Annotated in this window: 17 protein-coding genes and 1 tRNA gene; 6 read left to right on the top strand and 12 right to left on the bottom strand. The window is 74.9% G+C overall.

Annotated elements, in window-relative coordinates; translation table 11 throughout:
• Positions 1 to 176: 176 nt before the first annotated feature.
• Complete coding sequence (locus Q5530_RS00615) at positions 177 to 860, bottom strand: permease prefix domain 1-containing protein (RefSeq protein WP_415359940.1); 684 nt, start codon at positions 858 to 860, stop codon at positions 177 to 179.
• 82 nt (positions 861 to 942) lie between these two features.
• On the opposite strand from Q5530_RS00615, the gene Q5530_RS00610 reads away from it, so the two are divergent.
• Together Q5530_RS00610 and Q5530_RS00605 are read left to right on the top strand one after the other, a co-directional pair.
• The gene (locus tag Q5530_RS00610) at positions 943 to 1,362 is read left to right on the top strand and encodes a hypothetical protein (RefSeq protein WP_415359938.1); all 420 of its coding nucleotides are present in this window, start codon (positions 943 to 945) and stop codon (positions 1,360 to 1,362) included.
• 86 nt (positions 1,363 to 1,448) lie between these two features.
• Positions 1,449 to 2,939, top strand: coding sequence for a hypothetical protein (locus Q5530_RS00605; RefSeq protein ID WP_415359936.1), 1,491 nt, complete (start codon positions 1,449 to 1,451; stop codon positions 2,937 to 2,939).
• Here the strand turns inward: Q5530_RS00605 and Q5530_RS00600 are convergent.
• The 6 genes from Q5530_RS00600 to Q5530_RS00575 all read right to left on the bottom strand — a co-directional run bounded on the left by Q5530_RS00600 (position 2,930) and on the right by Q5530_RS00575 (position 11,620).
• Positions 2,930 to 4,084, bottom strand: coding sequence for an SAM-dependent methyltransferase (locus Q5530_RS00600; protein ID WP_415359934.1), 1,155 nt, complete (start codon positions 4,082 to 4,084; stop codon positions 2,930 to 2,932). The two genes, Q5530_RS00605 and Q5530_RS00600, sit on opposite strands and share 10 nt — an antisense overlap.
• Before the next feature lie 8 nt (positions 4,085 to 4,092).
• The gene (locus Q5530_RS00595; protein ID WP_415359933.1) at positions 4,093 to 5,355 is read right to left on the bottom strand and encodes a hypothetical protein; all 1,263 of its coding nucleotides are present in this window, start codon (positions 5,353 to 5,355) and stop codon (positions 4,093 to 4,095) included.
• Complete coding sequence (locus Q5530_RS00590; protein WP_415359931.1) at positions 5,352 to 6,203, bottom strand: alpha/beta fold hydrolase; 852 nt, start codon at positions 6,201 to 6,203, stop codon at positions 5,352 to 5,354. The genes Q5530_RS00595 and Q5530_RS00590 overlap by 4 nt, the downstream gene beginning before the upstream one ends.
• A 166-nt stretch (positions 6,204 to 6,369) precedes the next feature.
• Positions 6,370 to 6,657, bottom strand: a complete 288-nt coding sequence (locus Q5530_RS00585; RefSeq protein WP_380637150.1) for a hypothetical protein — start codon at positions 6,655 to 6,657, stop codon at positions 6,370 to 6,372.
• A gap of 29 nt (positions 6,658 to 6,686) precedes the next feature.
• Positions 6,687 to 8,234 (bottom strand): extracellular solute-binding protein, encoded by a 1,548-nt coding sequence (locus Q5530_RS00580; protein WP_415359930.1) that lies wholly within the window; start codon positions 8,232 to 8,234, stop codon positions 6,687 to 6,689.
• 125 nt (positions 8,235 to 8,359) lie between these two features.
• The gene (locus Q5530_RS00575; protein ID WP_415359928.1) at positions 8,360 to 11,620 is read right to left on the bottom strand and encodes a GH92 family glycosyl hydrolase; all 3,261 of its coding nucleotides are present in this window, start codon (positions 11,618 to 11,620) and stop codon (positions 8,360 to 8,362) included.
• A gap of 151 nt (positions 11,621 to 11,771) precedes the next feature.
• Here Q5530_RS00575 and Q5530_RS00570 point away from each other — a divergent pair, with 151 nt between their 5' ends.
• A complete protein-coding gene (locus tag Q5530_RS00570; RefSeq protein ID WP_415359927.1) occupies positions 11,772 to 12,710 on the top strand; it encodes a trypsin-like serine protease in 939 nt (312 codons plus the stop codon).
• Between the two features lie 31 nt (positions 12,711 to 12,741).
• Here the strand turns inward: Q5530_RS00570 and selD are convergent, their stop codons facing one another.
• The gene (gene selD / locus Q5530_RS00565; RefSeq protein ID WP_415359926.1) at positions 12,742 to 13,737 is read right to left on the bottom strand and encodes a selenide, water dikinase SelD; all 996 of its coding nucleotides are present in this window, start codon (positions 13,735 to 13,737) and stop codon (positions 12,742 to 12,744) included.
• Positions 13,738 to 13,913: 176 nt separating this feature from the next.
• On the opposite strand from selD, the gene Q5530_RS00560 reads away from it, so the two are divergent.
• The 3 genes from Q5530_RS00560 (at position 13,914) to Q5530_RS00550 (ending at position 17,169) form a co-directional block, all read left to right on the top strand.
• Positions 13,914 to 14,008 (top strand) — tRNA-Sec (locus Q5530_RS00560).
• A gap of 114 nt (positions 14,009 to 14,122) precedes the next feature.
• Positions 14,123 to 15,472, top strand: coding sequence for an L-seryl-tRNA(Sec) selenium transferase (selA, locus tag Q5530_RS00555; RefSeq protein ID WP_415359925.1), 1,350 nt, complete (start codon positions 14,123 to 14,125; stop codon positions 15,470 to 15,472).
• Entirely contained in the window at positions 15,463 to 17,169 is a 1,707-nt protein-coding gene (locus Q5530_RS00550; RefSeq protein ID WP_415359924.1) for a SelB C-terminal domain-containing protein, read from the top strand. The genes selA and Q5530_RS00550 overlap by 10 nt, the downstream gene beginning before the upstream one ends.
• Positions 17,170 to 17,255: 86 nt before the next feature.
• Here the strand turns inward: Q5530_RS00550 and nrfD are convergent, their stop codons facing one another.
• The 4 genes from nrfD to Q5530_RS00530 form a co-directional block, all read right to left on the bottom strand.
• On the bottom strand, positions 17,256 to 18,329 hold the full coding sequence (nrfD, locus tag Q5530_RS00545; protein ID WP_415359922.1) for an NrfD/PsrC family molybdoenzyme membrane anchor subunit: 1,074 nt from the start codon (positions 18,327 to 18,329) through the stop codon (positions 17,256 to 17,258).
• The gene (locus Q5530_RS00540) at positions 18,329 to 19,231 is read right to left on the bottom strand and encodes a 4Fe-4S dicluster domain-containing protein (RefSeq protein ID WP_415359921.1); all 903 of its coding nucleotides are present in this window, start codon (positions 19,229 to 19,231) and stop codon (positions 18,329 to 18,331) included. The genes nrfD and Q5530_RS00540 overlap by 1 nt, the downstream gene beginning before the upstream one ends.
• Positions 19,228 to 22,506, bottom strand: a complete 3,279-nt coding sequence (gene fdh, locus Q5530_RS00535; RefSeq protein WP_415359920.1) for a formate dehydrogenase — start codon at positions 22,504 to 22,506, stop codon at positions 19,228 to 19,230. Before fdh ends, Q5530_RS00540 begins: the two co-directional genes overlap by 4 nt.
• A gap of 114 nt (positions 22,507 to 22,620) precedes the next feature.
• The gene (locus Q5530_RS00530) at positions 22,621 to 23,799 is read right to left on the bottom strand and encodes an MFS transporter (protein ID WP_415359919.1); all 1,179 of its coding nucleotides are present in this window, start codon (positions 23,797 to 23,799) and stop codon (positions 22,621 to 22,623) included.
• Positions 23,800 to 23,830: the final 31 nt, after the last annotated feature.

The raw sequence follows: 23,830 nt of genomic DNA, 5'->3' as shown, positions 1-23,830 counted from the left end.
CGGTGAGGGGGTTCTTGTTTCACCCCTGGGACGTGTCCTCGGTCTCAGTCCGGTCGCGGCGGGCGGCGGGTCGACCGCGCGGTCGTGCCGCAGGCCCTCGGTAGGGCGGCGGAAACGCTGCGCTCGGGAGCCGGGAGCCGGTGTCGGGGCGACACCCGCCCCGGTCGGGCGCGGTCTTACCGGTTGACGGCCCGCGCGCACTCCCGGCAGGCGCGGGCGGAGGTCGCGGCGGCCGCGTGCGACACGGCGGCGAGCACGCAGGCGAGCGAGGTCACCGGCCAGTTCGCGGACAGGGCCGAGACCACCGCCAGCGCCACCGCGGCCAGCGCCATCCCCACCGAGGCGGCGGTGGCGGTCCAGGCGACGGCGGGCGGCAGCCGGTGCGGCGTGGGCAGCAGGCGGGTCAGCGGGCCGGTGGCGGCCAGCGCGGTGACCGCGAGCAGGCCGGCGGTGGTCGCCACGGCGCCCAGGTGCGCGGCCAGCGCGCCCAGCCGCCAGTCCGAGCCCAGGCCCGCGCCCGGTGCGGCGGTGTGCACGAGCAGGTGGCACACGACCAGCACCGGCACGGTGACGCCGAGGACCCGGGCGGTGCGGCGCGTCTGGGCGAGGGTCAGCTCCCGCTGGAACGACGGCGCCAGCTCGTCGGCGGCGCCGAACTCGCGCAGCGCGTGCCGGGCGGCGTGGGTCCGGGGCACCCCGCGGCGGGTCTGCGCCTCGACCGCGTCGGTGAGGCCGTCGTGGACCTCGCGCATCAGGGCGGACTTGACCCGCGCCGGACCGCGCAGGGCGTCGGCCAGGGTGGTGACGTAGTCCGTCACCGGGTCGGCGCTCGCGGGGCGGCCCGGCGCGGTTGCCTTCATGGGTAGGCAGCCTACACAAGTCGTACGTAGTCCTGGTATGCATTGCCTGTCTACCTATCCGGCCGTCGACGGGAGATCCCCGGTGTCCAAGTTCCTGCTCTCCGCCCACGTGCTCGCCGCGGTGCTGGCCGTGGGGCCCATCACCGTGGCCGCCTCGCTGTTCCCCCGCCTGGCGGGCGGGCCGGCGACCGGTGTCGCGGCCTTCCTGCACCGGACCTGCCGCACGTACGCGGCGGTCGGCGTCGCCGTCCCCGTCTTCGGGCTCGCCACCGGCGCGTCGATGGGCGTCCTGGGCGACGCGTGGCTGCTGGTGTCGATCGCGCTGACCGCGGTCGCCGCGGGCCTGCTGGCGCTGGGCATCCTGCCCGCGCAGCGGCGGACCCTGGCGGGCCGGGACGGGCTCGCCGGCCGGTTGGCCGCGTTCACCGGCGCGTTCAACCTGCTGTGGGCGGTCGTGGTGGTGCTGATGATCGTGCGCCCCGGCTCCACGACGGGCGCGTGAGCCCACCCGACCGGCCCTGGCGTTTTTCCACCGCAAGAGGTAACACATGGTTACTCGGTGACCAATGACGTTCTGGGAGGTCGGGCATGGAGCGACGGGAACTGCTGCGCCACGTGGGCACGGCGGGGGTCGTGGGGGCGGCGTCGACGCTCCTCGGCACCCTCCCCGCGACGGCGGCCCCCGCGCTCACGCCGTTCGACCTGCACTTCTCGATCACCCACAAGTTCCGGCCGTTCGACCTCGTCGCACCGCGCTTCGTGCAGTACGACAGCGCCGTCGGCCGGTCCACCGGCCCCCTCGCCACCCTGGTCGGCACCGGGGTGCGCCCCCGGGCGCCGTTCGCGTCGGTGCTGGTGGAGGTCGCGGGGGTGGACGGGGCGGGCGCCGTGGTCGCCGGGCTCGCGGGCGGCGGCACGTCGGTGCTCGGCGTGGTCGACCCCGCCGCCGGCCGCGCCTCGATCGAGGTCACCGCGGGCGGGGTCACCACCGTGGTCGCCTCGGCCCCCGTGCAGGTCCGAGGCGCGTTCCGGCTCGCCGTGGTGGTCAACGAGAACGCCGTCACCGTGCTCGTCGACCCCACCGGCACGGGCACCGGCTGGCAACCGCTGGTGACCGCCCGCGACGCCGTGCGGGCCCTGGTCGACCTGCGGGTCCCCGCAGTCCTCGGCGCGCTGGAGTACGCCTACGGCGGGCGCGGTGACGGGTCGGTCCGGCTCGGCCGGGTGCGGGCCGGCTACTTCGGGCAGGCCGGGGTCCGCGACCCGCACGTGGTGCAGCACGCCGACGGCCGCCCGTTCACCCGCGGCGGCAAGCTCTACCTGACCATGACCAACGCCGGGCTCGGGTTCTTCCAGCAGGCGCACTGGGCGGTCTGGACCCTGGACCTGGCCGACCCGACCAGGCTGGAGCAGGTCGCCGTCCTGTTCTTCGAGCGCGACGGCGTGGTGGTCGGCGACCACGCCGGCCAGATCGTCTTCGACGACCGCACCGGCCGGTTCATCCTGCTCATGAGCTCCTGGGGCGACTTCGACTTCCGCGGCGTGCACATCCGCCACGCCACCACCACCGCCGACGTCCTGCGCGGCGTGCACGTGCTGCGCACCGAGCGGGTCCCGCTGCCGACCGCGGTCAGCTCCTGGGACCCGGCGCTGACCCGGATCGACGGCCGGTGGCACCTCGCGTTCGTGGAGAGCGAGGCGCAGCAGCCCGCGTTCGTGTTCCACCCGGCGCTCGCGGTCGGACCGCGCGGCGCGGACTACGCCGAGTCGCTGCGCCTGGTCGGCGCCGACCGGACCGTGGACCAGACCGAGGGCACGATCATCCAGCGCGTCGGCCGCGACTGGTACGTGCTCGCCAGCGACGGCGACGCCCGCAACTACCCCGTCTACGACCTGTCGATGCGCAAACTCGGCACCCTGGACGCGCCCTACGGCACCAACATCCCGCACCCCGTGATCGTGCCCGTGGGCCGCGAGTGGTGGCTGATCACGTTCGACGGCACGCAGTACGCCGAGCCCGTCCTCGGCTACGGCGGGCACGGCGACTTCGTCGTGATGCGCCACCGACCTCAGCGGTGATCGGCGGGCAGCTCCAGGGTCCACCGGTACGCCTGGAGCAGCCCGCTGTCGAACCCCAGCGCGGAGGCCCACAGGAACAGCCGGAACCGGCGGTGCAGCGCCGGCCCCCACCGCTCGACGACCTCGTCCCGGGCGGCGTCGAGCCGGCGCGCCCACTCGCGGCAGGTCAGGAAGTAGTTGTGCCGCTCGTCGTGCAGCTCGACGAGCCGCAACGGCGAGCGGGCCACGTGCGCCAGGTACCGGTGCAGCAGCAGGGGCGTGGAGCGGCCCGGGTACACCAGCCTGGTCATGAACGTGGAGATCCGGTGGCGCGAGCGCATCGCGAACGCGTCCAGGTACACCCGCCCGCCCGGCTCCAGCAGTTCCGCGTACCGGCGCAGCGACCGGCCGTAGTCGGGCAGGTGCTCGGTCACACCCATGTTGACCACCGCGTCGAACCGCCGCTCGGACCGGTACTCGTGGAAGTGCTGCCGCACCACGGTGACGGGCAGGTCCTGGCGCGCCACCAGCTCGGTGAGGAACCGCTCGGACTCGGCCGCCAGGGTGAGTGCGGTGACGTCCACGCCGCGCTGCCCGGCGTGCTCCAGGAAGGCGCCCCAGCCGCCGCCGACCTCCAGCACGCGCGCGTCGGCCGGCAGGTCCAGCGACGCCAGGGCGAGGTCCAGCTTCCGGGTCATCGCGTCCTCCAGGGGCTCGTCGTCGTGGGCGAACGAGCCCTGGGTGTAGCACCGGTGCCGGCGGTCGAGGAAGGTCAGGAAGAACTCGCTCTCCCGGTCGTAGTGGGAGGAGATGGTCCGGCGGTCGTCGGCGGCGCCCGCGCCGAGCAGGCTCGGCGCGAACTTCCCGAGCCACACGAGCGGGTGGAAGTCGCGGAAGAACCCGCGCATCGCCAGCGCGGACACCAGGTCGCCCTCGACGTCGAGCCAGCCCTCCAGGTACGCGACGGCGACCCGGAACTGGTCCAGCGAGGCCAGCGCCTCCTCGCCGCGCCGGTCGCGCGCCACGAGCGTGAAGCGGGGGTCGCCCGGCCCGACCTCGAAGGTCCGGCCGGAGGCCACCCGCACGGCGAAGGAGACCGCCGGGCGGGTGGCGTAGTAGTCGCGGTGGCGCAGGGCGATCGGCCGAATGGTGGCGACATCGTTCACGGGGACTCCTAACGCGTGCCGAACGTCAGCGGGAGGAAGATCTGGGCGGCGGTCAGCAGGACCGGCAGGACGGCCAGCACCACGTACGTCGAGTAGGACGCGGTGCCCAGGCGCAACGGCCGGATCCGCGCGGACCGGCACCGCTCCAGCTCGGCGACGACGGGCGCCAGCGCCTCCAGGTCGGAGTCGATGTCCAGGCCCCGCTGGTCGACCAGCCGGGCCAGGACCTCGGCGCGGGCGTCGCGCGCGGCTTCCGCCGCCCTGCGGAACACCAGCCACGGCACGACGACGCACAGCGGCACCAGCAGGATGTAGACCACGACCAGCACCGCGACCCAGCCGTAGTTGTCGATGCCCAGCGAGGCCAGCACGATGGTCAGCGTCACGCCCAGCAGGGCGTTGGACCACACCACGGTGCGGTACACGCGCGCCAGCGGCGCCCAGCCGTACCGGCCGTCGCGGTTGAGCCAGTCGGCCGAGGGCCGCACCACGAACTGCATCGCCACCGCCAGGTAGACCGCGATGACGCCGACCACCTGGAAGTTCAGGATGATGAAGATCGCGAACACGGCCAGCACCCAGTAGAGGATGTGCCCGGCGATGTGGTGCTTGCCCGCCCACCAGCTCGAGTAAGCCTGGCGCGTCCACTCGGCCTTCGCCTGCTCGTCCAGGCCGGCGGGGGCCAGCACGTGGAACACGTTGTTCTCCAACCCGAGCACCAGCAGGATGGTCAGCACCAGCGCGACCACGCTCAGGCACAGCAGCAGGCCCGCGCTCCGCCGCTCCAGCGGCGCCATCACCCGGGTCACGACGGTGTCCAGGGCCCGCTCCGGCGGCGTGCCCGCGGTCATCCGGTCCACCCGCAGGAGCCTGGACAGCAGGTTCGACCTGGGCCGGTCGCGCGCGACCAGCACGCCGTTCTCGGCCAGCCCGGACAGGCACCTCGCCAGGTGCTGCCACTGGCGGTGCAGCAGGACCGCGCCGGTGATCACGATGACCACCAGCATCCAGCTGACGATGTCGCGCATGAACGGGAAGCTGGGCGCCGACCCGGCCTGCTCGGGGACGCCGACCGCGCGCCGGGTGTCGGCCACCGGCTGGAAGTCGGCCGGGCCGCCGAACGTGCCCTCGACGAGGCACACCAGCACGAGCACGCCCACGATCGCCACCGCGGGCAGCGCCAGCCACCCGGTGTGCAGCCGCTTGACGTTCCGGTAGAGCAGGGAGAACCGGAACGGGTCGAAGTCCTCGGTGGCGATCCTGCCGGTCATGCGCGCTCCGGGGAGGTGATCAGGGCGGACAGTTCCGCCGGTTTCTCCAGCCAGGGCCAGTGGCCGCAGTCGGGGATCACCGACACCCGGGTGACCCGCATGATCGCCCGCAGCCGCGCGACGTCGCTCGGGTTGATCAGGCGATCGCGGTCGCCGACGACGAGCTCCACCGGCTGCTCCACCGCGGCCAGCAGGCGGTGGTGGTCGATCGAGTGCGCGGACAGCAGGATCCGCAGGACGGCGAGGCTGCCGCTGCCGGACAGCGCCTCCACCAGGTGCTCGGTCGGCACCCCGCTCGGGCTCGCCACGAACGGCCAGAGCGTCGCGGTGCGCAGCAGCCGGGAGGCCGCCAGCGCGGTCAGCAGGACCCTCGGCACCGGCACCACCCCCGCCGCGAACTGGGCGGCCACCGCCAGGCCCAGCGCCGGGTCCCGCAGCGCCAGTCCCGGGTGCTGCGCCAGCTCCGAGGCCCGCACCAGCGCGCCGCTGACGAGGACGAGCTTGGTCACCCCGGCCGGTCGGGCGGCGGCCAGTCCGGCCGCGACCACGCAGCTGATGGAGTGCGAGACGACCACGCACCGGTCGATGCCGCGCGCGTCGAGGAAGCCGGAGATGTCCCGCACGGCGTCCGGGACCGCGAAGTGGCCCCGGCGGGTGCGGCTGTGCCCGAAGCCCGGGATGTCGATCGCGACCACCCGGGTGGTGGGTCTCAGCTCGTCGACCACCGCCGTCCACTGCTCCAGCGACCCGCCGAGGCCGTGCACGAGCAGGTGCGTGACGCCGGTCGGGGACTCCGGTCCGGCTTCGAGGTAGCGGATGCCGCCCTCGGTCCTCGTCGGGTAGCGCATGGCGCTCCTTCGGCGGTGCGAATGAGCGCGACGCCGGACCGGGCCGCCCGACGAACCGCGCTTGTCCTGGATTTCGCGCGCGGTCGTCGTGGCGTTAGCCGGTCCTTGATAATCCGATCGAGTGAGAAATTTGAATAATCAGGGGAATATGTCCGGGGATGTCCGGTCAGTCGTCGGAGCGCCGTCGCTCGAACACGGTGTCCGGCGCGGACTCCGGGATCTCGGTGCGCACGTCGGAGTCGCGCAGCACCTCGCGGGCCTGCGCCTCCGGGTCGGCGCTGCCGGTCTCCCGCTCCTCGGGCAGCAGGGTGGCCCGCGTCGCCGCCCGCTCGTCCACGCCGTTGCGCCGGTCGAAGGTCTCGGGTCGGTCCAGGTCGTGCTCGCGCCGGAGGCGGGCCTCCTCCTCGGCGGACAGCTCGGTGGCACCCAGGTCCAGGGGTTCTCGTTCGGTCACGTCCCCGGCGTACCCGGTCGGCCGCCGTTTCACCCCTGGCAGGCGCCCGTCAGCTTCCGGGCGGCATCGTCCGACACCTCGTCGCCCGGGCCCACGACGTCCCGGACGCCGTCGCGGAAGTCCTTGCTCCACCGGGTGTAGCAGGGGATGGCGGGGCGCGGCCGGGCGTCCTGGAGGGCCTGGCGGATGCTCCGGAACTGCTCTCCCCTGAGCCGCTCGTACACCGAGTCCCGGGTGGGCGCGAAACCGCCGATCTCCGACAGGATCAGCTGGCTCTGCGCGCTGGTCATGAACTCGATCAGCGCCTGGGCGGCGCGCGGCTTGTCCTTGTTGTGCGCCGAGATCGCGAGGTTCTGCCCGCCCAGCACGCTGGGGGTGGGCGGCGCGACGACGCCGAAGGTGATGCCGTTCTCGTCCAGCTCGCCCTGCCGGTCGGTGAGCTGCTCGTGCGCCACCGCCCAGTTCCGCATGAACTGCGCGCGTCCCTGGACGAACTGGTCGACGGCGTCGTCGGCGTCCGTGTCCTCGGGAGCGGGGTCGCCGGGGGCCAGGGCCGGGTTCCTCGTGACGGTGTTGAGCTTGCGGAGCCCCGCGTTGTCCTGGTCGTCGAAGCGCGCCCGGTCCCCGTCCGTGTTGGGGCTGATCCGGCCGTCGTTCCGCACCACCACGCCCCCCGCCGCCCAGATGGCCTCCAGTGAGGTGATGGTGGCCATCTCCCCGGACATCTGGAACGCGTGGGCGGCCATCGACGCGGTCCGGGCGGTGACGCCGGAGTGGTCGTCCCAGGTGGTCGGCTTGACGGGGTCGGGGATGTCGGTGCGGTAGTAGATGAGCCCGACGTCGGTGTTGAGCGGGAGGGCCCACAACTTGCCGTCCCGGCCCTCGCGCTCGCCGGTGCGCCGCACCTTGTCCACGAAGTCGTCCAGGTCGCGCTCGTCCAGCCGGGACCGGTCCAGCTCGCGGATGTAGCCCTCGTCGATGAACTGCGCCATCCACACCACGTCGAGCAGGTAGACGTGGGCCTCGTGCCTGCCGTCCGGCTTGGCGTCGTTGACCATGTGCTCGAGCTGCTCGTCGGCCTCGCCGAGCGCGCTCGTCACGATCTTGGCCGGGTTGGCGCGGTGGGTCGCGTTCCACAGGTCCAGCAGCGTCTGCCGCGCGTCGTCCGGGCTCAGGTCCTCGGCCGCCATGATGACCAGCTCGCCGGGCTCCAGCCCGTCCGCGGAGGGCAGCAGGAAGTAGCTGCCCAGGGCCAGCACGACCACCGTGACGACGATCCCGGCCCGTTTCCGCCCGCCGCCCAGCACGTCCACGAACCGCTTGGCGAACGCGGCGGCGGAGCCCTCCCAGCGCCGGAGGTCGCCCAGCACCTTGGGCAGCGAGTTGATCAGCACGCCGGACAGCACGAGCATCACCGCGGTCGCCGCCAGGTAACCGGCCCCGCCGGGCCGCCACCACTGGCTGACGTCCGCCACCAGGCGCGCGGACACCGAGGTCACCGCGGCGGTCACGGCCGCGAACAGGAACATGAGCACAAAGCGGTAGCCCGGCCGTCGTTGGCCCTCGGACTCGGTCATGCCAACCCCCCGGTCGGTGTGATCACATGGATAACAGCGACCGGGGGGAGTGTCAAACAGCCGAATGGTGTGTCGTGATTCCGGTGTTCAGGTCCGCACAACCGCGGTGCCGATCAATTGTTCGATCAAATATTCCATTCCGCGGCAATCGCGAACACGTGCAGGTCCTCGTCGACGGGCAGGGTGACCGAGCGCAGCACCTTGCCCGCCGGCGCGGTGAACGTCCTGGTGGCGAAGATGTGCGTGGCCACCTCCTCGCCGCCGCCCCCGCTCTGGTTGCGGTACGGCGTGGTCGCGACGACCGCGTTGCCGTAGGCGGGGGAGCTGCCGCCGCCGCCCAGCGTCCAGTCGCTGAAGCCCAGTTCGACCGGCGCGGTGCTGCCGTCGGTGAACGTCACCGCGGCGGTGGCCGCCCGCGCGCCGTTGGTGGCCGCGCCGACGAACGCCAGCCGGGTGCCGGGAACGTCCAGGCGCTGCCCGTCGGCCACCGCGTTGTCCGGCCGCCCGGCGGGCGAGTCGGGCCAGCGGAACGACAGGCCGTCCACGGCGCCCGTGCCGCCGGGCGCGAGGCCCGCCGCGGCGAGCGCCTGGCGCGAGTAGCTGTACCCGCCGCCGTCGAAGTCGCCGTCGCCGGTCTCGTCCTCGGAGGTGCCGGTGTTATCGACCGCGGCCAACATGCTGCCCTCCGGGGCCACCTTCACCACGAGCGGCAGCACCACCGGGTCCGCGCCCTCGACCGCCACCGTCACGGTCGCCGGGTGGAAGCCCTGCGGCGCGCCGGGCGCGGCGGTGATCGAGAACCCGCCGGGCACCGCGCCGGACGGCGGGTCGAACGACAGCGTCGGCGGACCGGTCACGGTGTAGGTGGCCGTGGGGTCGCCCTCGTAGAGCTTGGTGGGCACCACCCGCGCGGCCAGCGTCGCGCCGGGCGCCACCACGGGGTCGCCGGGCTCGACCTTCAGGTGGTAGGGCTGGTCGTGCCGGACGGGCCGCTCGCCCTCGCGGAACGACGGCGGCGCGTCGCCGGGCGCGGAACCCCAGGTCGGGTCGGGCGTCTCGGCCAGGGTGAAGGCCAACCGGCCGCCGCGCTCCACGAAGGACTCCGGCAGCCACGGCTTCGTGCTCGCCCGGCCGTCCACCTCCAGGCCCCGCACGTACATCGCCCGCGGCGACGCGCCCGGCGCGGTGATGGTGATGTCCCGGCCGCCGCCGCGGTTGATCTTCACCGAGGTGAACAGCGGGCTGCCGACGACCAGCTCGGCCCGCGACGGCACCTGCGGGTACAGCCCGATGGAGGCGAACACGAACCACGAGGACATCGCGCCGAGGTCGTCGTTGCCGGGGATGCCGCCGGGTCCGGTGGTCCACAGCGAGTTCACCACCTCGCGCACGGTCTGCTGGGTCTTGTGCGGCTGTCCCGTGTAGTTGTAGAGCCACGGCGCGTTCAGCGAGGGCTCGTTGTCCAGCGCGGACTTCGTGCCGCCCGCGCGGGCCAGCGCCCAGCCGCCGTCCTCGTGGTGGAAGAAGTCGTCCAGCCGCGCGTTCGCCCGCTCCGGGCCGCCGAGCGCGGCCACCAGGCCCGCCACGTTGTGCGGCACCATCCACGTGTACTGCGCGCTGGTGCCCTCGACGAAGCCGTGGCCGGTGTCGGGCTCGAAGTCCGGTGCCCACGTGCCGTCCTCGCCCCTGTTGCGCACGTAGCCGCCGGTCTCGTCGGCGACCGGGTCGTAGTTGTGCTGCCACCACTGGGCGCGGGCGGCGAACTCGCGCTGCGTGCGGCGGTCGCCCACCCGCGCGGCCAGCCGGCTGATCGCGTAGTCCGCGCCGGACATCTCCAGCGTCTCCGCCGCGCCGCCCCACGCGTTGGACACCGACGGCATGTAGCCCAGCCGCAGGTACCTGTCCAGCGACGGCCGCTGGCCCACCGACATCACCGCCCAGCCGTCCTTGCTCAGGTCCAGCGGTGTCGGCCGCGTCGCCGCGCGCACCAGCGACGCCAGCGCCCGCCGCACGTCGAACCGGTCGCCGCCGAAGGCGAGGATGCCCGCCAGCGCCGGTGGCGACGGGTCGCCGTTCATCACGTGGGTGCCGCCGTTGGCGTGCGTCCAGCGGTCCCACACGCCGCCGTTCTGCTCGGCCTGGTTGAGCAGGGACTGCGCGATGTCCGACCCGATCCCGGGCTCCAGCAGGGTCAGCAGCTGGAGCTGCGAGCGGTACACGTCCCAGCCGGAGAACGTGCCGTACTGGACGCGCTGCGGCCGTTGCACGCGGTGCGTCCTGCCGTCCGTGCCCGCGTACTCGCCGTTGACGTCGCTGAACACGTTGGGGTGCAGCAGGGAGTGGTAGAGCGCGGTGTAGAACTTCGTCCGGTCGCCGTCCGAGCCGCCGCCGACCTCGATGCGCCGCAACTGCTCCTGCCACGCGCGGTAGGCGTTGTCGCGCACGTCCTCGACGGGCAGGCCGTCGTTCTCCGCGCGCAGGTTGCGCCGGGCGTTGTCCGCGCTGACGTAGGAGATGCCGACGCGCGCGTTGACCGTCGAACCCGGCGCGAAGCCGAGGTAGGCGCCGGAGCCCTTGCCCAGCACGGGCCAGCCGTTCCCGCCGTAGGTGGTGCCGCCGCTCGTGGTGGTCGACCCGGGGGTGACCACGTCGTCGCGCCAGGTGCCGACCTCGGTGAACGGCTGGTCGAACTCCAGGGCGAAGTGCAGCGTGTAGTAGCTGCGGCGGCCCTCCTGGTTGATGTAGCCGCAGAAGTTGCCGCTGGTCACCGAGCCGGTGACGGTGCGGGTGGCCGCGTCCACGGTGGTGCGGGCGTCGCTGCTGCCCACCTGGGACTTGGAGGTGTGCACCAGCACGGTGGCGGGCCGCTCGGCGGGGAAGGTGAAGCGGGCCGCGCCGGTGCGCGTGGTCGCGGACAGCTCGGCCCTCGCGCCGGACTTCAGCGCCACGTCGTAGCGGCCGGGTCGCGCCACCTCGTCGGCGTGGCTGAAGTCGCTCGCGTAGACCTCGTCCTTCGCGTCGGTGGTCGGGCTGGTGGTGACCGTGCCGACGTGCGGGAAGATCGGCACGTCGCCGGACCCGCCGGCGCAGCCCGTGCCGGACATGTGGGTGAGGCTGAAGCCGCGCAGGCGGGTGGCGTCGTGCCGGTACCCGCCGGGCGCCGCGGCGCGCAGGGTGTTGCCGCGGGTGCCCTCGGGGCTGAAGGAGAACATGCCGAACGGCACGACCGCGCCCGGGAAGGTGTTCCCCTGATTGCTGGTGCCGATGAGCGGGTCGACGTGGGCGGCGGGGTCGGGGACCACCCGGGCGTCGGGCTGCGCGGTGGCCGGTGCCGCACCGAGCGCCAGCAGGGTGGCCACGAGGGCCAGGACGCTTGTTCGCTGCATGGTCCCCGACCGTACTGAGCGTGGTCGGTCAACCCCACAGGGTGAGCGATTCCTGTCGTCAACCGGACAACGCGTGCGGGCCGGGGGTCAACGGGGTACCCAAACGGGGTGACACCCGGACGGGGTGACACCCGACCGAGGGAGCCGAGCCTTGACCGAAGACGCCGACCCGTTGCGGGGTCCCGCCGCCGAGCTGGCGCGGGTCGTCGCGGGCGATGACGACACCCGGTTCGCCCTGGCGTTCCAGACCCTGTTCAACCAGGCCGCGCGCTTCGCGGACGCCGAGGACCCGGTGCTGCTGGCGCGGGAGGCCGCCGATCGGTCGGCCGAGCGGGGCGCGCCGCTGTCCGTGCCCGACCTCTACACCGACCGCACGTACCTGGCGAACCTCCGCGAGGTGGTGGCCGACCGGCGCCGCATCGTCGGCGGGGTGCCGACGTCCGACTTCCCCGACTGCGTGGCCGTCGGCAGCGCCACCGGGTGGTGCTGCTCGGGCACGCTCGTCGCGCCCGGCGCCGTGGTGACCGCGGCGCACTGCGCGCGGGGCGGTTGCGGGCAGCGGGTCTTCTCCGGGGAGGACGTGAAGGCGCCCGGCGCGGGGCGCGTGGTCGCGGTGCGGGAGGCCGTGGTCCACCCGTCGTACGGCTCGTCCGGGCCGTACGGGGACATCGCGGTGCTGCTGCTGGCCGAACCCCTCGACACCGCGCCGCGACCGATCGCGCCGGCCGGGGCCCTGGCGGGGGCGTCGTTCGTCCGGCTCGTGGGGTACGGCAACACCGATTTCCAGGGCCGCGCCGGGTACGGGCGTCGGCGCGTGGTGGACGTGCCGCTGGCCGGGCGCCTGCCGGGGTACGGCGCGCACCCGGACACCGAGTTCGTGGCGGGTGCGCCCGGCCTCGACCGCGACAGCTGCAACGGGGACAGCGGGGGGCCGGCTTACGTGTCGGTGGGGGATCGGTGGTTGCTGGCGGGTGCGACGTCGCGGGCCACGGACGACGCGGTGCGCCCTTGTGGGGACGGTGGGGTTTACACGCTGGTTCCCGCTTACGCGGAGTGGGTTGGATCGGTGGTGGGTGGTCTGGGGGGTTGAGGGGTTCGGCGGGCCGGCGGGTCCAGCGGGTTCAGCGGACGACGATCGTGTGCTCACCCCGGGGCACCAGCTCCCCGACCACCGGCGCGCCGGGCACCTCGCCCGCGACCAGCAGCCCGCCCGAGGTCTGCGCGTCGGCCAGCAGCAGCGCCTCGTCCTCGTCGACCGCGCCCAGGTCGGCGTGCGGGCGCACCCAGTCCAGGTTGCGGCGCGTGCCGCCGCTGACGTACCCGTCCCGCAACGCCTCCCGCGCGCCGTCGAGGTAGGGGACCGCGGCCGCGTCCACGACCGCGGTCACCCCGCTGGCGCGGGCCAGCTTGTGCAGGTGGCCCAGCAACCCGAACCCGGTGACGTCGGTGGCGCACACCGCGCCCGCGTCCAGCGCGGCCCGCGCGGCGTCCCGGTTGAGCCGCGCCATCGACGCCACCGCCTCGGGGAACACCTCGCCGGTCGCCTTGTGCCTGCTGTTGAGCACCCCGACGCCCAGCGGCTTGGTCAGCGACAGCGGCACCCCGGGGCGGCCGGCGTCGTTGCGCAGCAACCGGTCCGGGTCGCCGACGCCGGTCACCGCGAGCCCGTACTTCGGCTCCGCGTCGTCCACGCTGTGCCCGCCCGCCAGGTGCGTCCCGGCCTCCGCGCACACCTCCAAGCCACCGCGCAGCACCTCGGCGGCCAGCTCGAACGGCAGCAGCTCGCGCGGCCACGACAGCAGGTTGACCGCCAGCACCGGTCGGCCGCCCATGGCGTAGACGTCGGACAGCGCGTTCGCGGCGGCGATCCGGCCCCAGTCGAAGGGGTCGTCCACCACGGGGGTGAAGAAGTCGGTGGTGGCGATGAGCGCCAGGCCGTCGCGGATGGTGACCACGGCGGCGTCGTCGCCGTGGTCCAGGCCGACGACCAGCTGCCCCAGCGGGTCGCGGGGCGCGGCCCCGGTCAGGCCGCGCACCACCTCCTCCAGCTCGCCGGGAGGGATCTTGCACGCGCACCCGCCGCCGCGGGCGTACTGGGTCAGCCTGGGTCGAGTCACGGGTGCCAGCCTGGCCGACCGGGTCGGCTCGCGCACCGCGGGGACCGGTTGGCCGCCTCGCTCTGCGCCGGGCGGTGGAGCTGCCTCCGGTGCGCCGGGGCGGTGGGCGCGGTCGGGTCGGCCGGACCCGTCGCGCGCGCGGCGGGGGGCACTGGCAGGATTGGGCGATGGCACGAGGAGGCGTATCCGGCCTGGTGGCCGGCGCGGTCTTCAACACCGTTGAGCGGCAGGACCTGTCGCTGGCGGGTTCGATTCCCGTCCGCCTCCGCCATGGCGGTGACCGGTGACCGGTGGTTCGGCTGCCGGTGGTTCGAGGGCCGGTGGTTCGAGGGCCGGCGGACCAGCGGCCGGTGGTTCGGCTGCCGGCGATTCGGCTGCCGGGCCCGTGACCGACCCCCGGCGCGCGATCCCGCGCACCGACCGGGTCCTGGCCGACCCCCGCCTGGCCCCCGCAGTGGCGGCGCTGGGCCGGGGTCGGGTCAAGACCGCCGTGGTGGAGGCCCAGCAGCGGGCGCGCGAGGGGCTGATCGCGCCCGCCGAGGTGGTCGACGCCGCGCTGACCTCGCTGCCCGCCGGCGCGTCCTCGCTGCGGCCGGTGCTCAACGCCACCGGGGTCGTCGTGCACACCAACCTGGGTCGCGCGCCGCTGTCGGCCGCCGCGGTGGCCGCGATCGCCGACGCGGCCGGCTGCACCGACGTGGAGTTCGACCTGGTCGGCGGCGAGCGGGCCCGGCGCGGGCGCGGGGTGCTGGCCGCGTTGGCGGCGGCTGTGCCGGACGCGGGTGACGTGCACGTGGTCAACAACAACGCCGCCGCGCTGCTGCTGTGCGCGATGGCCCTCGCGCCCGGTCGGGAGATCGTGGTCAGCCGGGGCGAGCTGGTGGAGATCGGCGACGGGTTCCGCATCCCCGAGCTGCTGGCCTCGACCGGCGCCCGGCTGCGGGAGGTCGGCACCACCAACCGCACGCACCTGCGCGACTACGCCGACGCGATCGGCCCCGACACCGGCTTCGTGCTGCGGGTGCACCCCTCGAACTTCCGCGTCACGGGCTTCACCAGCGCGCCCGGGATCGACGAGCTGGCGGGCCTGGGCGTGCCGCTGGTGGTGGACATCGGCTCCGGGCTGCTCGCACCCCACCCGCTGCTGCCCGACGAGCCGGACGCGGCGAGCGCGCTGCGCGCCGGGGCGGCGGTGGTGACGGCCAGCGGCGACAAGCTCCTGGGCGGCCCGCAGGCCGGGCTGCTGCTGGGCGACGCCGAGGTGGTGCACCGGTTGCGCCGCCACCCGGCGGCCCGCGCGCTGCGCGTGGACAAGCTGACCCTGGCCGCCCTGGAGGCCACGCTCCTCGGTCCGCCGCCGCCGGTCGCGCGGGCCCTGGGTGCGGACGCCGCCGACCTGCTGGCGCGGGCCCGGGACCTGGCGCGGGCGCTGGCCGACCGGGGCGTGGACGCGACGGCCGGTCCCAGCGCGGCGGCCGTCGGTGGCGGGGGAGCGCCGGGGGTGGAGCTGCCGAGCGCGGCGGTGAGCCTGCCCGAGCGGTACGCCCCGGCGCTGCGCGGTGGGCGACCGCCGGTGGTGGGCCGGGTCGAGCGCGGCCGGTGCCTGCTCGACCTGCGGACCGTCGACCCGGCCGATGACGACCGGCTGCGGGAAGCCGTGCTGCGGTGCGGGGTGCCGGCCAGAGGGGTGCCGGCCAGAGGGGTGCCGGAGCGAGGGGTGCCGGGTTGCGGGTGATCGCCACCGCGGGTCACGTGGACCACGGCAAGTCCACCCTGATCCGCGCGCTGACCGGGATGGAGCCGGACCGCTGGGCCGAGGAGCGCCGGCGCGGGCTGACCATCGACCTGGGGTTCGCCTGGACGCGCCTGTCCGCCGGACCGGTGGCGTTCGTCGACGTGCCCGGCCACGAGCGGTTCACCGCCAACATGCTGGCGGGCGTGGGACCGGTGCCCGCCGCGCTGTTCGTGGTGGCCGCGGACGAGGGGTGGATGCCGCAGTCGACCGAGCACCTGGCCGCGCTGCACGGGCTCGACGTCCGCCACGGCCTGCTCGTGGTGACCCGCTCGGACCTGGCCGACCCCGGACCCGCGCTGGCGGCGGCGCGCGAGCGGCTGGCGGCGACCTCGCTGGCCGGCGCGCGGTCGCTGGCGGTGAGCGGGGCGACCGGCGCGGGCCTGGCGGAGCTGCGGGCCGGGCTGGACGCGGTGGCGCGCGCGCTGCCCGAACCGGACCCGGCCGCCGACGTCCGATTGTGGGTGGACCGCTCGTTCACCGTGCGCGGTGCGGGCACGGTGGTCACCGGCACGCTCGGCGCGGGCACGATCCGGGTCGGCGACGAGCTGGAGGTGGGCGGGGCGCGCGTGCCGGTGCGGGGTCTCCAGGCGCTGGGCGAGCCGGTCGACCTGGTGCGGGGCGTCGCGCGGGTCGCGGTGAACCTGCGCGGCGTGGAGCGGGACCGGGTGGGGCGCGGTGACGCGCTGCTGACCCCCGGCGCGTGGGTGGGGACCCGCGAGGTGGACGTGCGGCTGAGCGCGTCGGTGGAGGGGGTGCCCAGCCGGCTCGTGCTGCACGTCGGCTCGGCGGCCGTGCCCGTGCACGTCCGGCCCCTGGGTCCGGACACCGCCCGGCTCGTCCTGGCCCGGTCGCTGCCGCTGCGCGCGGGTGACCGGGGCCTGCTGCGCGACCCGGGCCGCCACCGGATCACCGCCGGCGTACTGACCCTCGACGTGCGCCCGCCCGCGCTGGCCAGGCGCGGGGCGGCCCGGCGGCGCGGCGCGGACCTGGCCGGCGACGTGGCGGCCGCCCACCTGCGGGCGCGGGGCGTGGTCGCCGCGAGCGAGCTGCGGGCGCTGGGCTTCGGCGACGTGGGCGAGCCGGTGGGGCGGTGGCGGGTCGACCCCGGTCACCGGGCCGAGCTGGCGCGGCGTGTCCCCGAGGCGGTCGACGAGTGGCGGCGCGAGCACCCGCTGGACCCCGGTGTGCCGGTGGAGGTGCTGGCCCGCCGCCTGGACGCGCCGGCCGAGGTGGTGGCGGAGCTGGTGCCGCGCGTGGTGGCCGGCCGGGTGCCCGCCGCGCCGACCCTGCCGCCCGCCGTGGAACGGGCCGTGGCGGCGGTGGAGGCGGACCTGGCGCGCGACCCGTTCCGGGCCCCCGACGCGGCGCGGCTCGCGGAACTGGGGCTGGGCGGCAGGGAGGTCGCGGCGGCGGTGCGGGTGGGCCGGCTGCTGCGTGTGGCCGAGGGCGTCGTGCTCGCCCCCGACGCACCGCGCCGCGCGGCCGAGGTGCTGGCCGGGCTGCCCGCGCCGTTCACCGCCGCCGGGGCCAAGCAGGCGCTGGGCACCACCCGGCGGGTCGCGGTGCCGCTGCTGGAGCTGCTGGACTCGCTGGGCCTGACCCGTCGGCTGCCGGACCACACGCGGGTGGTGCCGTGACGCCGGGGAGATCGGCGCGCTGAAGGCCATCTCCGCCGATCACGCCTGCCGCCCCGCCGGCCCCGCCCGCTAGCCATGCCTGCCGATCACACCCGCCGGTCCGCCCCACCCTGCCCGACCTCGTCCTGTGCCCCGTCCTGCGCCTCGTCCCGCCCGCTCCCGCCCTGCCCCACGGCCTCCCGCACCAGGTCCGCGTCCCGCCGCGCCGCCCGCTCCCGCTGCGGCACCACCACGTACTTCGGGTCCCGCGTGGACGCCACCCCGGCCTCGAACACCCCGAACCGCTGCAACGCGCTACCCGCCATCAACGCCAACCCGGACACCACGGCCACCGCCCGGCTCCGCCGCCCGCCCAGCGCCGCACCCAGCACACCACCGGCGGTCAGCAGCTCCGACCACCGCCGCAGCCGCCCCGGCCGCCCCGACTCGTACGCCTCGCGCACCAGCCCCAACCGCGACTCCATGACCCGGGACGCCACCAGCTCCGCGGCCCCGCCGAGCACGGCGAACACCCGCGCCGGACCGGCCTGCGCCACCGGCGCGCACACCATGCCCAGCCCGCCGGACGCGGCCGCCGCCGACCCGGTGAACACGAACGGCAGGTGCGGGTGCGCCTCGTGCCACGCGGGCACGGCCGTCTGCGACAGCAGCACGGCGGTGTAGGAGGCCACGGCGGGCGCGAGCGCCGCCGACGACATCCCCGCCGGTCGGGCCGCCCACCGCAGCAGCCGGCCCAGCCGCCACCGCGCGGGCAGCACCTCGGCCACCGCGGCGGCGCCCACGCCGGGGCCGTAGGCGACCAGGAACCACGTGCCCACGCTCATCGGCGAGGTCGGCTTGGCGACCCGCAGCATGTGCAGGAAGCGCTCCGGCCGCCCCAGGTCCATCACCAGGAACACCATCCCGGCGCCCAGCGACACCAGCGCGCCCAGCCGCCCGGCCCGCCGCAGCGCGGGCCGCCCGGTGAGGTCCGCGCCCACCGCGAGCAGCGTCGAGCCCGCCGACACCCCGCCCGCGAACAGGTAGGCCGGCACCGGCCACTCCCACGCGGGCTCCTGGAGCACCGGCCGGCCGTAGTAGGAGCGGAACTCCGCCTCGGGCACCACAGACCCGTCACGCCGACCGCCACCGCCACCACCGCGACCGCCACCGCGCGCCATCAACGCCCTCCCGCGAACGCCACGACCGCCGCCGCGGCGAACGCCGCCGCCGCCAGCCCGGCCCGCTTCCACATCGCGGGCAGGTCGCGGGTCGGCACCACCGGGTCCGGCGGCAGCCCGTACACCTCCGGCTCGTCCAGCAGCAGGAAGAACGCGCCGTTGCCGCCCACGCCGTCCTCGGGGTCCGCCCCGTACAGCCGGGCCCCGACCTCGCCGCGCTCCCGCAGCCGCTCGACCCGCGCCGCGGCCCGCTCGCGCAGCTCGTCCAGCTCGCCGAACTGGATGGAGTCCGTCGGGCACGCCTTGGCGCAGGCGGGTTCCTCGCCCACGCGCAGCCGGTCGTAGCACAGCGTGCACTTCTGCGCCCGCCCGTCGCCCTCGCGGCGCTGGATCACCCCGTAGGGGCAGCCGGACACGCAGTAGCCGCACCCGTTGCAGATGTCCTGCTGCACCACGACCGTGCCGAACTCGGTGCGGAACAGCGCCCCGGTCGGGCACACGTCCAGGCAGCCCGCGTGCGTGCAGTGCTTGCACACGTCCGAGGCCATCAGCCACCGGAAGTCGGTGCGCGCCTCCGGCCCGGTCCCGGTGCCGGGCCGGTCGAACGACGGCATCCCCAGGTCCTGCGCCGCCGGCTCGGGCGCGGGCCGCTGCTGCTCCACGAACGCCACGTGCCGCCACGCGTTCGCGTTGAGGTGCCCGGTGTTGTCGAAGGACATGCCCAGCAGGTCGAAGCCCGCCTCCGGCACGTGGTTCCACTCCTTGCACGCCACCTCGCACGCCTTGCACCCGATGCACACCGAGGTGTCGGTGAAGAACCCCACGCGCGGCGGGTGGTCGGCGTCGTACCCGGCCTCGCCCGCCACGTCGGGCAGCGGCCCGGACAGCCGGTTCTCGGTCACGAGTCCTCCTCGGTGTGCGCCGGACCGGTGGTGTGGACGTGCGTGCCGGTCTCGGCGGTGATCCCGGCCCGCCGCCGGTAGCCCTCCAGGTACTCCAGCAGCGCGGGCCCGCGCGGGCGGCGGCCCGGCCGCACGTCGCAGGTCGCCACCTTGGACTCCTGGATGAACACGTTCGGGTCGACCACGACGCCGAACAGGTCGTTCGGCGAGTCGCCGGTCACCAGCCCCGTGGCGCCCCAGTGGTAGGGCAGCCACACCTGGTGCACCAGGCGGTCGTGCACCGGCAGGGACCGCATCCGCTCGGTGACCACCACGCGCGCCTCCACGGCCGCGCGGCTGGTGACCACGTGCGCCCAGCCCAGGTGCTCCAACCCGCGCTCCCGGGCCAGGTCCGGCGACACCTCCACGAACAGCTCCGGTTGCAGCTCGGCCAGGTGCGGCAGGGTCCGGCTCATGCCGCCCGCGGTGTGGTGCTCGGTGAGCCGGGCCGTGGTCAGCACGTACGGGAACACCTCGCCGTGCGGCTCGGGCGGTGCCGGGTTCGAGGGGTTGTCCGGCCGCCCGTAGACCTTGCGCGTCGGGTTGCCCTGCTGCGGGTAGACCGCGTTGCGCAGCGGCGACTCGTGCGGCTCGTAGTGCGTCGGCATCGGGCCGTCGGCCAGGCCGCTGGGCGCGAACAGCCAGCCCTTGCCGTCGGCCTGCATGATGAACGGGTCGTCGCCGCGCAGCGCGTCCGGGCCGACCGCGTCCGGCGGCGGCACGTGGTCCGGCGGCTTGGCGCGCTCGAAGTCCGGCACGTCGTGGCCGGTCCACTCGCCGCGCTCGGCGTCCCACCAGACCAGCGCCTTGCGCTCGCTCCACGGCCGCCCCCGCGGGTCGGCGGAGGCGCGGTTGTAGAGCACGCGGCGGTTCATCGGCCACGCCCAGCCCCACTCGGGGGCGTAGAGGTCCTGCTCCTGCCCCGGTTTGCGGCGGGCGGCCTGGTTGACGCCGTCGGCGTAGACGCCGCTGTAGATCCAGCAGCCGGCGGCGGTGGTGCCGTCGGCCCGCAGCTCGGTGTAGCCGTCCACGGGGCGGCCGGTGGTCAGGTCGACGCCGTTGATGCGGCGCAGCACGTCGTCGGCCTGCGGCTCGTCGCCGACCACCTCGTAGTCCCACCACAGGTCCAGCAGCGGCCGGTCGCGCTCGTCGGTGGAGCCCGCCAGCCGCTCCTTGAGCAGCCGGCCCAGGTGGTAGAAGAACCACAGCTCGGAGCGCTGGTCGTCCTTCGGCTCCACGGCCTTCTCGCGCCACTGGAGCATCCGCTGGGTCTGGGTGAACGTGCCCTCCTTCTCCACGTGCGAGGCGGCGGGGAAGAAGAACACCTCGGTGCGGCACCGCTCCGGCGCGATCTCGCCGGTCTCGACCTCGGGGGAGTCCTTCCAGAAGCTCGCCGACTCGATCATGGTCAGGTCGCGGACCACGAGCCAGTCGAGGTTGGCCATGCCCAGGCGCTGGAGCCGGCCGTGCGCGGAGCCCACCGCCGGGTTCTGGCCGAGCAGGAAGTAGCCGGAGACCTTGCCGTCGACCATGTCCATGACCGTGCGGTACGTGCCGTGGTCGCCGGTGATGCGCGGCAGGTAGTCGAAGCAGTAGTCGTTCTCGGCGGTCGCCTTGTCGCCCCAGTACTCCTTGAGCAGCGAGACGGCGTAGGTGTCGGCGTTGCGCCAGAAGCCCTTCTGGTGGTCGGCGCGGATGTCCTCCACGTAGGTGGTCAGGTCGGTGTGCTCGGGCGTCGGCATCGGCAGGTAGCCGGGCAGCAGGTTGAACAGCGTCGGGATGTCGGTGGAGCCCTGGATGCTCGCGTGGCCGCGCAGCGCGAACACACCGCCGCCGGGCCGGCCGATGTTGCCCAGCAGCAGCTGGATGATCGCGCCCGCGCGGATGCACTGGGCGCCCGTGCTGTGCTGGGTCCAGCCGACGCTGTAGACCAGCGCGCCGGTGCGCTCGCGGCCGGAGTTGGCCGTCCACAGCTCGCAGACCGCGCGGAACAGCTCCTCGGACACGCCGCAGACGCGCGCCACGACCTCCGGGGTGTAGCGGCTGAAGTGCCGCTTGAGCACCTGGTAGACGCACCTGGGGTGCTGGAGGGTCGGATCGGCGGCGATGGGGTCGCTGCCGCCCTCGACCTTCGGCCCGCCGCTGCCGTGCTGGTAGGGCGTGGACCGCTCCTTGTCGCCCGAGGGCCCGTCGTGCTGCTCGGCGGACTCCTCGCGGTCCACCGTCTCGTACTGCCACGAGGTCGGGTCGTAGGAGGCGGTTGCCTCGTCGTAGCCGCTGAACAGCCCGTCCAGGTCCTCGGTGTCCCGGAAGTCCTCGCTCACCAGGAAGGAGGCGTTGGTGTAGGGCACCAGGTACTCGCGGAAGTCCAGGCCGTTGGTCAGGACGTGGTTGATCACCCCGCCGAGGAACGCGATGTCGCTGCCCGCGCGCAGCGGCACGTGGACGTCCGCGTGCGCGCTGGTGCGGGTGAACCGCGGGTCGATGTGCAGGACCTTCGCACCGCGCTCCTTGGCCTCCATCACCCACTGGAAGCCCACCGGGTGGGCCTCGGCCATGTTGGAGCCCATGATGACGATGACGTCGGAGTTGATCAGGTCCTGCTGGTAGTCCGTCGCGCCGCCGCGACCGAAGGAGGCTCCCAGACCGGGAACCGTGGCGGAGTGTCAAATACGCGCCTGGTTCTCGATCTGGAGGGCGCCGAGCGCGGTGAACAGCTTCTTGATCAGGTAGTTCTCTTCGTTGTCCAGGGTCGCGCCGCCGAGGCTCGCGAACCCGAGCGTGCGGCGGACGCGGTCGCCGTTCTCGTCCACGTCCTGCCAGCCGCGGTCGCGGGCGTCCAGGACCCGGTCGACCACCATCTCCACGGCCCGGTCGAGGGCCAGCTCCTGCCACTCGGTGCCGTAGGGCGGGCGGTAGAGGACCTTGCGGGCGCGCTGCGGCCCGGTCACGAGCTGGGTGCTGGCCGAGCCCTTGGGACACAGGCGGCCGCGCGAGATCGGGCTGTCCGGGTCGCCCTCGATCTGGAACACCTCGCCGTCGGCCACGTAGACGCGCTGCCCGCAGCCCACCGCGCAGTAGGGGCAGACGGACTTGGCGACGTGGTCGGCGTCGGCGGTTCGGGCGCGCAGGTCGGCCGAGCGGTCGGACTGCGCGGCCTTGCCCCGGCCCAGCGGGTCGGGGCCGGTGAGCTGCCGGAACACCGGCCAGGAGGACAGCCACCGCCTCGGTCCCACGCCCACCTCCGATGCCTACGGCAACCATGCTGGCACCTCCGCGCGGGGGCCGCACCTCGGCGGACCGGCTTCACCGCCGCCCGCTTCACCGCCCCGGCTTCACCGCCGCCCGCTTCACCTCCCTCGCTTCACCGCCCCCGCCGGCCGCAGCACCGGCACCAGGGCCAGCGCCGGTACCAGCAGCAGCGGCACGACCAGCAGGGCCCGCAGCACCCCCACCTGGTCGCCGAGCAGCCCCACGACCGGCGGGCCCGCGAGGAACGCGGTGTAGCCGATGAGCGCCACCACGCTCACCCGCGCCGCCGCGCGCGCCGGGTCGTCGGCGGCGGCGCTCACGCCCACCGGGAAGCCCAGCGACGTGCCCAGGCCCCACAGCGCGACCCCGGCCACCGCCACCGCCGGACCCCCGAGCACGGCCACCACCACCCCGACCACCGCGAGCAGCATCCCGCCCAGCACCACCGGCACCCGTCCCCAGCGGTCCAGGGCGGTGGTGCCGAGCACTCGGCCCAGCGTCATCGTGGTCACGAACACCCCGAACACCGCCGCGCCCGCCGCCGGGCCGAACGCGTGCCCGTCCACGAACGCCACGGCCAGCCAGTCGTTCGCGGTGCCCTCGGTGAGCGCCAGCACCATCACCAGCAGCCCGATCAGCAGCGTGCGCGGCTCCCGCCAGGCCGCCAGGACGCCGCTGCCGCCCGCCCGGCCGTCCCGGGAGCGGAAGGGGCGGGCCGCGACCGCGGTGCCGACCAGCACCACCGCCGCCACGCCCACCAGGTGCGCGGTCACGGGCAGCGCCACCCACGCGGCGAGCGCGGCCAGCCCCGCCGCGGCGACCGTGCCCAGGCTCCACAGGCCGTGGAAGCGCGGCATCACCGCCCGCCCCAGCAGCCGCTCGACCTCGGCCGCCTCCACGTTCATCGCCACGTTGCAGGTGCCCGTCCCGTACCCGAGGGCGAACAGGCCGACCGAGGCGCCCGCGACCGACGGCAGCGCGCCGACGGCCGTGCCCGCGACCACCAGGCCGAGGGCGACCACCCCGGTCGAGAGCCGGACGGTCCGCCGGGTGCCGAGGCGGTGGGTGACCGCGCCGGCGGTGACCATCGCCAGCGTGGAGCCCGCCGACAGGGCGAGCAGCACCAGGCCCAGGGCGCCCGCGCCGAGGCCCAGGGAGTCCCGGGCGGCGGGCACGCGGGCGAACCACGTGGCCACGGCGAGGCCGTTGAGCCCGAACGTGACGCCCACGCCCACCACGAGGGGGCGCGGGGGAGCGGTCGGGGTGCTGACGGACATGGGTGCTCCTCCCGGGGTCGAGGGGAACTCC

The sequence above is a fragment of the Saccharothrix sp. BKS2 genome, assembly GCF_047689505.1.
GTDB classification, from domain to species: Bacteria; Actinomycetota; Actinomycetes; order Mycobacteriales; family Pseudonocardiaceae; genus Actinosynnema; species Actinosynnema lopnurensis.
The sequence above is the reverse complement of the archived record's forward strand: the minus strand, read 5'-3'. Positions and strand labels throughout refer to the sequence as shown.